Source organism: Micromonospora trifolii (genome assembly GCF_022229005.1).
GTDB classification, from domain to species: domain Bacteria; phylum Actinomycetota; class Actinomycetes; order Mycobacteriales; family Micromonosporaceae; genus Micromonospora; species Micromonospora trifolii.
Genome location: NZ_JAKKFD010000002.1, coordinates 216,945 through 228,727 on the forward strand (window position 1 = coordinate 216,945; position 11,783 = coordinate 228,727).

General features: G+C 72.9%; 11 protein-coding genes. 10 read left to right on the forward strand and 1 reads right to left on the reverse strand.

What is annotated here, in order from left to right:
- The 10 genes from NIE79_RS02055 (at position 1) to NIE79_RS02100 (ending at position 11,259) form a co-directional block, all read left to right on the forward strand.
- Positions 1–978: an ABC transporter ATP-binding protein gene (locus NIE79_RS02055; RefSeq protein WP_238676889.1), complete on the forward strand. Its 978-nt coding sequence runs from the start codon at positions 1–3 to the stop codon at positions 976–978.
- Complete coding sequence (locus NIE79_RS02060) at positions 975–1,952, forward strand: ABC transporter ATP-binding protein (protein ID WP_238676890.1); 978 nt, start codon at positions 975–977, stop codon at positions 1,950–1,952. Before NIE79_RS02055 ends, NIE79_RS02060 begins: the two co-directional genes overlap by 4 nt.
- Before the next feature lie 9 nt (positions 1,953–1,961).
- Positions 1,962–3,200, forward strand: coding sequence for an amidohydrolase family protein (locus NIE79_RS02065; protein WP_238676891.1), 1,239 nt, complete (start codon positions 1,962–1,964; stop codon positions 3,198–3,200).
- Positions 3,197–4,840, forward strand: coding sequence for a DUF885 domain-containing protein (locus NIE79_RS02070; RefSeq protein ID WP_238676892.1), 1,644 nt, complete (start codon positions 3,197–3,199; stop codon positions 4,838–4,840). The genes NIE79_RS02065 and NIE79_RS02070 overlap by 4 nt, the downstream gene beginning before the upstream one ends.
- A gap of 27 nt (positions 4,841–4,867) precedes the next feature.
- Positions 4,868–5,239: a nuclear transport factor 2 family protein gene (locus tag NIE79_RS02075; protein ID WP_238676893.1), complete on the forward strand. Its 372-nt coding sequence runs from the start codon at positions 4,868–4,870 to the stop codon at positions 5,237–5,239.
- Entirely contained in the window at positions 5,236–5,562 is a 327-nt protein-coding gene (locus NIE79_RS02080) for a TIGR04076 family protein (protein ID WP_238676894.1), read from the forward strand. The genes NIE79_RS02075 and NIE79_RS02080 overlap by 4 nt, the downstream gene beginning before the upstream one ends.
- Positions 5,559–6,551: an LLM class flavin-dependent oxidoreductase gene (locus NIE79_RS02085; protein WP_238676895.1), complete on the forward strand. Its 993-nt coding sequence runs from the start codon at positions 5,559–5,561 to the stop codon at positions 6,549–6,551. Before NIE79_RS02080 ends, NIE79_RS02085 begins: the two co-directional genes overlap by 4 nt.
- A gap of 101 nt (positions 6,552–6,652) precedes the next feature.
- Positions 6,653–9,994, forward strand: coding sequence for a S8 family peptidase (locus tag NIE79_RS02090; RefSeq protein WP_238676896.1), 3,342 nt, complete (start codon positions 6,653–6,655; stop codon positions 9,992–9,994).
- Positions 9,995–10,123: 129 nt separating this feature from the next.
- Positions 10,124–10,771, forward strand: coding sequence for a DUF998 domain-containing protein (locus NIE79_RS02095; RefSeq protein ID WP_238676897.1), 648 nt, complete (start codon positions 10,124–10,126; stop codon positions 10,769–10,771).
- A 44-nt stretch (positions 10,772–10,815) separates the two neighbouring features.
- Positions 10,816–11,259: a DUF1801 domain-containing protein gene (locus NIE79_RS02100; protein ID WP_238676898.1), complete on the forward strand. Its 444-nt coding sequence runs from the start codon at positions 10,816–10,818 to the stop codon at positions 11,257–11,259.
- Between the two features lie 10 nt (positions 11,260–11,269).
- Here NIE79_RS02100 and NIE79_RS02105 read toward each other — a convergent pair whose 3' ends face one another.
- The gene (locus tag NIE79_RS02105; RefSeq protein ID WP_238676899.1) at positions 11,270–11,752 is read right to left on the reverse strand and encodes a DUF2231 domain-containing protein; all 483 of its coding nucleotides are present in this window, start codon (positions 11,750–11,752) and stop codon (positions 11,270–11,272) included.
- Positions 11,753–11,783 lie beyond the last annotated feature (31 nt).

Below are 11,783 nucleotides of genomic sequence, written 5' to 3' on the forward strand. Positions count from 1 at the left end.
GTGGCACCCCTGCTCGACGTCGACTCCCTGGCCGTCACACTGCCCTCACCGCGTGGCCCGCTGCCGATCCTGCACGACGTGTCGTTGACAGTCGACGAAGGTGAGCTGGTCGGCATCGCGGGGGAGAGCGGCTGCGGCAAGAGCCTCACCGCGCAGACCCTGCTCGGGTTGCTGCCCCCGGGGGCGGCGGTCACCGGCTCGGCCCGGTACGCCGGCACCGAACTGCTGGGCCTGGACGCCCGGGGCTGGCAGCGGGTCCGTGGCGCCGGCATCGCCATGGTCTTCCAGGACCCGAGCGCGGCCCTGCACCCCATGCTCACTGTGGGGCGGCAGCTCACCGAACACATGCGGGTGCACCTGCGAATGGACCGTCGAGCTGCCGGCCGGCGCGCGGTGGAGCTGCTCGACCAGGTTCGCATCCCGGACCCGGAGCGGGCGCTGCGGGCGTACCCGCACCAGTTCTCCGGTGGGATGCGGCAGCGGGTGGCCATCGCCATCGCGCTGGCCGCCCGGCCCCGACTGCTGATCGCCGACGAACCGACGACAGCCCTCGACGTCACAGTGCAGGCCGGCATTCTCGCCCTGCTGGAACGGCTGCGCGCCGAGACCGGGCTGGCCGTCGCGTTCATCACCCACGACCTCGGGGTGCTCAGCGCCCTCACCACCCGTGGCTACATCTTCTACGCCGGGCGGGTCGTCGAGACCGGCCCGACGGGCAGCCTGCTCACCGCCCCCACCCACCCGTACACGGCCGCGTTGCTCGGCGCCCGACCGCACGGCACCCAGAGCGGCGGGACGTTGCGGCCCATCCCGGGCGCCCCGCCGGCACCCGGCGAGGCACCGCCGGGCTGCCCGTTCCAACCCCGATGCGGGTACGCCGAACCGTCCTGCGGCGAGGCCCCGCCCCCGCTCACCCCCGCCGGAGCCGACCGGTCGGTGGCCTGCGTGGTCCGTCCGCACCTGGAGGTGGCCGCGTGAACACCCCCGCGCCCGCGCGACTGTCCTTCACCGACGTCGAGGTCGAGTACCGCTCCCGAGGGCGTGGCCGGGTGCGGGCCGTCGCCGGGGTCAGCCTGGAGGTGTCGCCCGGCCAGATCGTCGGGCTGGTCGGCGAGTCCGGGTGCGGCAAATCGACACTGGCCCGCGTCGCGGTCGGGCTCAGCGCCCCGAGCGCCGGCACCGTCGAGTACGCCGGCCGACCGGTCACCCCGCTGGGCTGGCGACCCCGCTCCGGCGCCGAGGTCGGCCTCCAGATGGTCTTTCAGAACCCGTACGCCTCGCTGAACCCGCGGCGCACCATCGGCTCCCAGCTCCTCGACGGCGTGCCGGCCGCGGTCACCGGGTCGGCCCGCCGAGCCCGGGTGCACGAGCTGCTCGAACGGGTGGCCATGCCGAGCAGCGCCGCCCAGCGGTATCCGCACCAGTTCTCCGGCGGTCAGCGGCAACGCCTGGCGATCGCCCGCGCGCTCGCCCCCGAACCCCGGATGATCATCGCGGACGAGCCGGTCACCGCGCTGGACGCCTCCTCCCAGGCCCAGGTGGTCAACCTGCTCGTCGGGCTGGTCCGCGACCTCGACATGGGCATGCTCTTCATCAGCCACGACCTGGCGCTGGTGCACGAGATCGCCGACGTGACCGCCGTGATGTACCTGGGCCGGATCGTCGAGTCCGCACCCACCCGCGAGCTGTGGCGCGAGCCCCGACACCCGTACACCCGGGCGTTGATCGACGCGGTGCCGCAGATCGGGCTCACCCCGCGCCTGCCCGCCATCCTCGCCGGGGAGGTGCCCGACCCGGCCAACGCGCCCACCGGGTGCCGTTTCCGGCCCCGCTGCCCGCACGCGTTCGCGCCCTGCGGGGAGCAGCCGCCCACCGTGGACCTGGGCGGCCGCAGCGTCGCCTGCTGGCTCACCGACTCCGCAACGGCCCCGACCGCCGCGCGCTCACTCTGAGGACGTCCCATGCGCATGCCCACCGAACAGGTACTGGTCAACCTCGCCCTCTACGACGGTGTCCAGGACGCCCTCCAACCGGATCGCGGCATCTGGATCGACGCCGACGGGATGATCCGTGCCGTCGGTCAGGTCGACGACGTCCTCGCCGAGGCCGGAGCGGCCCGGGTGGTCGACCTGGGCGGCGAGCACGTCATGCCGGGTCTGACCAACATGCACGTCCACCTCTCGCTGGGGCTGCCCGGCCACCTCGCCGACACCGTGCACAGCGCGAACCTGGCCGAGCTGGTGCTGCTGATGGCCGACTCGGCCCGGCGCACCCTGCACTCCGGTGTCACCACCGCCCGCCTCGTCGGGGAGAGCCGGTACGCCGACTTCGCCCTGCGCCGGGGGATCGAGGCCGGCGCTGTCGACGGCCCGCGCATCTTCACGGCGGGGCACGCGCTCTGCTGCACCGGCGGGCATGGCTGGGAGGCCGACGCCCTGGAGGCCGACGGCGCGGACGGGTTCCGTCGGGCCACCCGCGAACAGCTCCGCGCCGGAGCCGACCTGATCAAGGTCTGCATCTCCGGCGGGATCGCCGGCCAGCACGAGGCGATCGACACCCCGCAGCTGCTCGACGACGAGATGGCAGCGGTCATCCGCGTCGCGCACGACTGGGGGCGCAAGGTCACCGCGCACGCCGGCCCGGCCGACTCGGTCCGCCGCGCCGTCGAGCTGGGCCTCGACTGCGTCGAGCACGGGTACGAGCTGACCGACGACGTCACCCGGCTGATGGCCGAGCGGGGTGTCTGGTACGTGCCGACGATCGTGGTGAGCCGGTGCGAGCAGTTCTTCCGCGACTCCGGGGTGCCCGGCTGGTTGATGGACCGTGCCCTCGCGGCCGGCCCCCGGCACTGGGAGAGCCTTCAGCACGCCATCCGCAACGGCGTGCCGATCGCCCTGGGCAGCGACATGCCCCCGCACGCCGGCTACGACGAGACCACAGCGACCATCCGTGAGCTGGAGTTCATGGTGGACGCGGGGATGCCCGTCGCGGACGCGCTCAAGGCCGCGACCACCCGCCCCGCGCAGTGGCTGGGTCGCGCCGACACCCTCGGCGCCGTCGAGGTCGGCAAGCACGCCGACCTGCTGGTGCTGCGTGACGACCCGACCCGCTCGGTCTCCGCGTTGCGCACCCTGCACGCGGTGATGAAGGGCGGGGTGGCGTACCGCGACGACCACGGCCGGCTCGGCGTACCGCGATGAGCAGCATCACCCGGGTCGCCAACGGGTACCTCGACGCGCTGGCCGAGCTGGACCCGCAGGCGGCCGAGGCGGCGGGGCGTACGCCTGTCTCGCACGTCCCGGATCTCTCGCCGGAGGGGTTCGACGCCCGCGCGGAGCTGGCCCGACGCACCGCGACGGCCGCCGCCGCGGCGACAACGCACGACCCCGGCGAGCGGTCCCTGGCCGACGCCCTGCTCGACCGGCTGGCCAGTGAGGTCGACCTGTACGACGCGGGCTTCACCACCCGACTGCTCGCCCCACTGGCCACGCCGGTGCATCTGCTCCGGCAGGTCTTCGACAATCTGCCCCGGCAGACCGAGGACGACTGGGCGGTGGTCGCCGACCACCTGCACCAGGTGCCCGACGCCCTCGACCGGTACGCCGCGACGCTGCGCCGGTCGGTGCAGCAGGGACAACTGGTCGCCCGCCGCCAGGTGCTGGTGGTCGCCGACCAGTGCATCTCCTGGGTCACCGCCGACTTCTACCGGCGGTTGGTGGACGGTTGTCCCGACGGCCCGCTCACCGCCCGGCTGCATCGGGGCGCGCGGCTGGCGACCGCCGCCACCGCCGGTTTCGCCGCGTTCCTCCGCGCCGAGCTGGCACCCGCCGCGTCCGAAGTGGACGGTGTCGGCGGCGACCTGTACCGGGTCACCGCCCGCAGTTTCCTCGGCGCGACAGTCGACCTCGACGAGGTGTACGCGTACGGCTGGGCGGAGCTGGCCCGCACCGCCGCCGAGCTGCGGACCGTCGCGGGCGAGCTGGGCCACTCGCGGGTGGCCGCCGCGCGGGCGGCCCTGGACGCCGACCCGGCCGGTCGGGTGGCGGCCGGGCCCGCCCTGGAGGAGTGGCTGCGCCAGCGCACCGAGCAGCTGACCGACGCCCTCGACGGCACCCACTTCGACATCCCGTCCGCCACCCGCCGGGTGGTGTGCCGGATCAGCCCCGCCACGTCCGGGGTCATGTACTACACGCCCCCCGACCCGGCGCTGACGCGTCCCGGCGCGATCTGGTGGTCGGTGCCCACCGGCGAGTCGACAGTGCCGGTGTGGCGACACGTCGGCACGCTCTGCCACGAAGGGCTGCCCGGCCACCACCTCCAGCACGCCGTCACCCTCACCACCGCCGCCCTGCACCCATGGCAGCGCACCCTCTGCCAGGTGCACGGGTACGCCGAGGGGTGGGCGCACTACGCCGAGCGCCTCGCCGACGAGATCGGCCTGTACGCCGACCCGGCCGAGCGGCTCGGCATGCTCGACGGTCAGCTGTGGCGGGCCGCCCGGGTGGTCATCGACCTGGGTCTGCACCTCGGGCTGCCGATCCCCGCCGGTAATGGCTTCACCGAGGAACGCCGCTGGACGCCGGCGCTCGCGGTGGACGTCCTCACCCGGGTCGCCGGCCTGGACGCCGAGACCGCGCGCTTCGAGGTCGACAGGTATCTCGGCTGGCCGGCGCAGGCCCTGGCCTTCAAGGTCGGCGCACGGCTGTGGCAGCAGGCCCGCCGGGACGCCGAGCGCCGCGAGGGTGCGGCCTTCGACCGGAAACGCTTCCACCACACCGCGTTGGCGCTCGGACCCATGGGACTGGATCCGCTCCGCGCCCGACTGGCCGACCTGCCCTGACCCAGCACCGATCGGAAGTGACAGCCGATGAGCGATGAGCTCCGCACCACCATCACCGACCTGTACCGGTCCCTCGGCGACCGGCAGGCCTTCGACGCGCACCTGCACCCCGACCTGACGTTCTGGGAGTCCGACGCCGACGGCCTGCTCTCCGGCCTGCCCGCGCTCGACGACCTGCGGGACCGGCGGGCGACCCTGGCGACGGGGTCGGCGCCGATCTCGGTGGCGCCGGAGGACCTGCACGCCGACGCCTGGGGCGACACCGGTCTGGTCCGCTACGTGCTGCGGGCCCGCTTCGCCGACACCCGGGCGGACGAGTGTTTCCGGGTGACCGACGTCCTGCGCCGCGAGGATGGCTCCTGGCGCATCGTGCACCACCACGCGGAGGCCGTGCGATGAGCGCCGAGGAACCCACCACCGACCTGTACGACCTGCGGGTCGTGGTGGAGCGGATCGAGGGCCGCTCGGTGTGCGGCCTGAAACCGGGCGACCACATCGACCTGACCGGCTCCAACCGGCTCACCCTCCCCGCCGGGGGGCACTTCTGCCTCTACGCCCTGGCGGCGTGCCTGCCGTTGCTGCCGGCGAAGCAGCGGGCGCTGGCCGAGGGTGACTGGATGGCCCGGGACAGCCACGTGGCCTGCCCGGACCCGGACGAGCGGCTCATCATGCGCATCGAACGGACCGGCCTTCAGCGCATCCCCACCGAGGAGCTGACGTGAGCGCTGGGCTGGTCGGCATCGGCCTACAGTCCGACAAGTCCGCCGACGAGTACGCGGAGCTGGCCGAGCTGACCGAGCGGCACGGCTTCGACGTGCTGTCGGTCTTCGGTGACCTGATGTACCAACCGCCGATCTTCCCGCTGCTGGTGGCGGCCCGGCACACCCGGCGGATCCGCCTGGGCGCGGCGTGCCTCAACCCGTTCACCATGCACCCGGTGGAGGTCGCCGGTCAGGTGGCCGCGCTGGACCTGGCCTCGCGGGGTCGGGCCTACCTGGGCCTGGCCCGGGGCACCTGGCTCAACGAGATCGGTGTGCCGCAGGTCCGTCCGATCCGGCGCATCGTCGAGACGGTCGCCGTCGTACGGCTGCTGCTCGCCGGCGACGACAGCGGTTTCCAGGGTGGCGAGTTCACCGTCGCGCCGGGCACGTCGCTGCGGTACACGCCGGCCCGTGCCGACGTGCCGGTCCTCGTCGGCACCTGGGGGCGGCAGACCGCGCGGGCAGCGGCCGGCTTCGCCGGCGAGGTCAAGGTCGGCGGGTCGGCCAACCCGGCGATGGCCCGGATGATGCGCGCCTGGCTGGACGACGCGGCCGGCGCGGACCGGGACAGGACGGGTGTCGTGCTCGGCGCGGTCACCGTCGTCGACGAGGACGGTGCGCTGGCGCGCCGGGTGGCCCGCCGCGAGGTGGCCATGTACCTGGCGGTGGTCGCCGCCCTCGACCCGACGATCGAGGTGGACCCGGAGCTGCTGGCCCGGATCCAGCAGCACGTCGGCCGCCGGGAGGACGACCTGGCTGGCGCGCTGATCGGCGACGACCTGCTCGATCTGTTCGCCTTCTCCGGCACACCCGAGCATGTCGCGGGGCAGGCCGCGGCGGTGTTCGACGCCGGGGCGAGTCGGGTGGAGTTCGGCACCCCGCACGGGTTGACGCCGCACGGCGGCATCGACCTGCTCGGCCGGCGGGTGCTCCCACTGTTACGGGCGTGAAAACCTCCTCGTCGAAGGCTCCCCGAAGATCGTTCACCTGCATATGATCTTGCCGAAGTCGTCCGAAGAGGCGGGTTCGTCCACATTAGACGAGGAGCAACATGCTCAGGAAAACGCGATGGCTGTTGGCCGTCGCCGTCACGGCCACGACCCTGACCGCCCTACCGGGCGGCGCCGCCACGGCCGGACCCAGCGACATCGGCCAGACCGGCGCACCCGCAGCCTCGGCCGACGGAAAGACGCACACCGTCACCCTGCTGACCGGGGACGTGGTGACCGTACGGGACACCGGATCGGGCTGCCCACAGGCCACGGTGCGGCCGGCCGACGAGAACGCGGTGATCCACCAGAGCTGCGGCCCCGACGGTCACCTGCACGTCGTCCCCGCCCGCCTCGCGTCTCAGATTGGCCCGGTCCTCGACCCCGACCTGTTCGACGTCACCACGCTGATCGCCGACGGCTACGACGACGACAACTCCGCCGAGCTGCCGCTCATCGTGCAGCCCGCCACCGCGTCCGCCCGGGTGGCCGCGCTCGGTGACGTGCAGCCGCTGCCCAGCATCGGGGCGGTCGCCGGCCGCGTACCCAAGAAGAGCCCGGCCACGACGAAGCTCGCGACCAACTCGCTGCTCGCCGGCGCGAAGAAGGTCTGGCTCGACCGCAAGGTCCGGGCCACCGCCCTGACCGGCGGTGGGCGCCCCACCGGCCTGGACCGCAACCTGGGTCAGATCGCCGCGCCGGACGCCTGGAAGGCCGGCTGGACCGGCACTGGCGTCCGCGTCGCGGTGCTCGACACCGGCGCCGACTTCACCCACCCGGACCTGGTCGGCCGGGTCGCCGAGAAGGCCGACTTCACCGTCGAGGGCGGCGACGCCGTCGACCACAACGGCCACGGTACGCACGTCGCCTCCACCATCGCCGGCAGCGGCGCTGCCGCCCACGGTCAGCGTCGCGGCGTGGCGCCGGACGCCAAGCTGGTGATCGGCAAGGTTCTCGACGACCACGGCTACGGCGACGACTCCGGCATCATCGCCGCCATGGAGTGGGCCGCCACCCGGGCCGACGTCATCAACATGAGCCTCGGCGGCAGCGACCCGGACGACGGCAACGACCCCATGTCGCTCGCCATCGACGGTCTGAGCAGGTCCACCGGCGCGCTCTTCGTCATCGCCGCCGGCAACAGCGGCGCCGCGATCTCCTCGCCGGGCTCGGCCGCCACCGCGCTGACCGTCGGCGCTGTCGACCGCAACGACAAGCTCGCCGACTTCTCCAGCCGGGGGCCGCTGGTCACCAGCAACGTGGCCAAGCCGGAACTGGTCGCGCCCGGTGTCGACATCGTCGCCGCCCGGGCCGCCGGCACCAACCTCCAGGACCCGATCGACAGGTACTACGAGGCGATCAGCGGCACCTCGATGGCGAGCCCGCACGTTGCGGGCGCCGCCGCGCTGCTCGCCCAGCGCCACCCGGACTGGACCGGTGAGCGGCTCAAGGCCGCCCTCGTCGGCGCTGCCGACCCGCTCAGCGGCATCGACCCGTACGCCGTCGGCGCCGGTCGGCTCAACGCTGCCCGGGCCCTCGGCGGCCCCACCAGCGACCAGCCGGTGGTCAACCTCGGCACCTTCGCCTACCCGCAGTCCGGGACCAGCGAGACGAAGCTGAGCTGGACCGGTGAGTCGACGGCCGTTCTCGACCTCGACGTGTCGATCGTCAACCACGACGGCCAGCCGGTGCCGCGCGGCGCGGTGTCGCTCTCGACGAGCCGGCTGACGCTCAAGCACGGCACCACCGCCGCCGCCACCCTGCGGGTCAACCGTGCGGCGCTGGCCGCCCGACCCGGCTTCTACCTGGCCACCGTCACCGCCCGTTCCGGCCGCAAGCTGGTCGCGACGACCCCGGTGAGCTTCTCCGTCGAGCAGCCCAGCTACGACCTGACGATCCAGACGAAGCCGCTGCCGGGCCTGAAGGACGGCGCGGAGAGCTGGATCAACCTGATGGTCACCAACCTCACCGACCCGCTGATCTACTACGGCGGCGCGGGCGGTGCACCCGGAGACACCTTCACGCTGCGGGTACCGGCCGGCCGGTACGCGATCCTCGGCTCGTCCGTCGCCTACTACGTCGACAGTGACGTGTTGGAGACGACGCTCGCCGCCGAGGCCGACCTGGACGTGCGCGGCGCCCGGAGCGTGACGCTCGACCCGGCGCGGGCCAAGCCGGTGACGGCGACTGTCGACGGGGTGCCCACCACGCCCACCCGGACCGACTTCACAAACGTCCAGACCGCGCCGAACGGCCTGTCCTGGTGGCACCAGATCAGCGGGTACGGGGCCAAGACGACGGTCCGCACCACAGCGCTGCCCAAGCCCACCGTCGGCTCCCGGCGCACCTGGGCGGCCGTCAACCTGGACTCGCCGGCCGGCACCGCCAAGCCGTACCGCTACAACCTGGTGCACGAGTACGCGGGCGGCGTGCCGGCCGACCCCGCCTTCCGGGTCAACAAGACCGAGCAGGCCAAGCTCGCCCGGATCGACGAGCGCTTCCACCAGACGGATTCGCCGGGGATGCTCACCCAACTGGTCCGTACCGGCATGACGCGCGACGGGGTGGGGATCACCCAGACCCACGAGGGCAACCTGCCGCCGTACCGGACCGACTACCTCTCGCCCGACATCCTCTGGGCCGACCAGGGCGTCTACGGCGGGCTGGCCGCCGACGAGGCACCCCGCAGCTACCAGCCGGGCAGCCGGCAGACCAAGATCTGGGCGCGTCAGCCCCTGCACTCCGACTGGTACGACGACCCGGCCGGGGCCGAGTGGAGCTGCGCCACAGCGCCGTCGCGGACCCGGGGCAACCTGCACCTCGACCTGGTCTCGCTGACCGACAAGCACCAGCGGGCCGACTGCCTCCAGGGCGAGGCGATCGGCGTGAAGCGCAAGCTGTCGCTGTACCGCAACGGCAAGCTGGTCGACGAGCGGTCCGGCCCGTACGGCGACTTCACCGTCGCGCAGTCGATGGCCGACTACCGGGTGACCCTCGACGTCGACACGAGCCTGATCCTGCCGATCTCGACGACTGTCAACACCTCGTGGACGTTCCGGTCCGCCGGCCCCGACGGGACCGGGAGTGTGCCGTTGCCGCTGCTCGCTGTCGACTACGCCCTGCCGATGGACGACAACAACCACCCGGTCGACGGAACGGCCGAACTGGCCGTCCGGCAGGCGCACGGTGTGAAGACGCAGAAGGTGACGTCGTTCCAGGTCTGGACCTCGACCGACGACGGCGCCACCTGGAAGTCGGCCCGGGTCACCGGCAGCGGCGACAGCTACCGGGTCGCGCTGCCGAAGGCCGCTACCGGGCAGGCCGTGTCGCTACGGGTGAAGGCCGCCGCCAACGGCGGTAGCGGAATCGACCAGACCATCATCCGGGCGTACCACGCCGGCTGATCGTCGACGCTGTGGTGCGGCCCGGCTCCGGCCGGGTCGCACCACAGTTTTTTGTGTCGCGGTGTCGATCCGGCCCCACCTCGTTCGTCGTGAGGGGGAACCGCCACGTCGACAACGAGAGGCACGCCCATGACGATCGTCGCCGAGACATCGCTGCGCCGAACCCTCTTCCTTCTGGGCTGCGGCACGGTCGCCGGCCTGCTCTTCCCCGTCCTGTCGTTCGGGCAGGCGTTCACCCGGTCCGGATTCGACCTGCGCCGGCACGCGATCAGCTCACTCACCCTCGGCGACCTCGGCTGGTTGCAGGTCATCGCGTTCGTGAGCACCGGCGTGCTGGCCGTCGCCTTCGCGGTGGGCCTGTGGCAGGCGCTGCGACCGGGTCGGGCCGGCACCGCGGTGCCGGTACTTGTCGGTGTGTACGGGGTGGCGATGGTCGGCGGCGGGATCTTCGTGCCCGATCCCGCGCTCGGCTGGCCACCCGGAGCCCCGGCGGGGATGCCCGAGCAGGCCAGCACGGGCAGCGTCCTGCACACGGTGTGCGGCGCGGCGGCGTTCCTGTCGCTGATCGCGGCCGGCCTGCTGCTCGCTCGACGGTTCGCCGGCCAGGGGGACCGGGGCTGGGCGCTCTACAGCGCCACCAGCGGTGCCGTCGCGCTCGTGCTCACCGCCCTGCCGTGGAGCGAGGGGAGTGCGAGCATCCGCTTCGCCGTCGGGGCGGTGCTCATCTCGGGGTGGCTCGTGGCGCTCTCCTGGCGAACACGCGACGAGGTCGCCTGACCGCTGGGGCGATTCTCGTCGTAGGCAGCTGACAGCATCACGTCATGGCCACAGCGAAGCAGCCAGCAGCCGTTCCGACAGTGATCAGCGTCGACGACTTCCTGGCCGGTAATCCCGACGAACGCAGGCGGGCCGACGCGGGGCGGCTCCGCGCGATCATGGGTGAGCTGACCGGTGAGCCGGCGGTGATGTGGGGCGCGAGCATCGTCGGCTTCGGCAGCTACCACTACACCTACGAGAGCGGGCGTAGTGGCGACGCGCCACTGGTGGGTTTCTCGCCGCGCAGACAGAACCTCGTCCTCTACCTCACCGGCGGCGGTCTCGAGGAGCGGGACGCCGCGCTCCTCGCCCGGCTTGGCCCGCACCGCGAGGGCAAGGGGTGCATCTACCTGAGGCGGCTCGACGACGTCGACGAGAGCGTGCTGCGGCAGCTGATCGAGCGCACCGTCGAGGTGCACAGGGGCGTCGACCGGGCCAGCCGCGGATGAGCCGCCGACGTCACTGGCCCTCCCAGACCGCCTTCGCCCCGGAGTCGCCGGTGCGGAACACGTAATACACGGTGACGGCGGCGGCCACCAGCGACAACACCTGCAACGCCGGGGTCAGCAGTCGGGGACGCGCACCCTCGGCGGGTCGCGGCGGGACGAGCCGGACCAGTGCCAGGGCCACCACCCCCAACCCGATGCTGGCGTAGAGCGTGATGTCGCCGAACTCCTGGTGCGCCTCCAGTTTCGGGAGGAACTCGGGGGTGACCCGGTTGGCGGCGCGCATCCGCTCCAGGAAGGCGTCGCCGGAGAGCTTCGTCAGCAGGGCGGCGACCGGCGCACCCACGGCGAGCAGCCCCAGCACCCACCGGGTGTGCGGCCGGATCGGCGGGACGAACGCGTAACCGACAGTCAGCAGGGCCAGCAACGGCACGAACACGACAGCGGCGTGCAGCAGCAGAGGGTGGGCCGGGATGCCCATGAACTCCTCGAACATTGGCGTCTCCTCCGGTGACATCGGCCTGGAC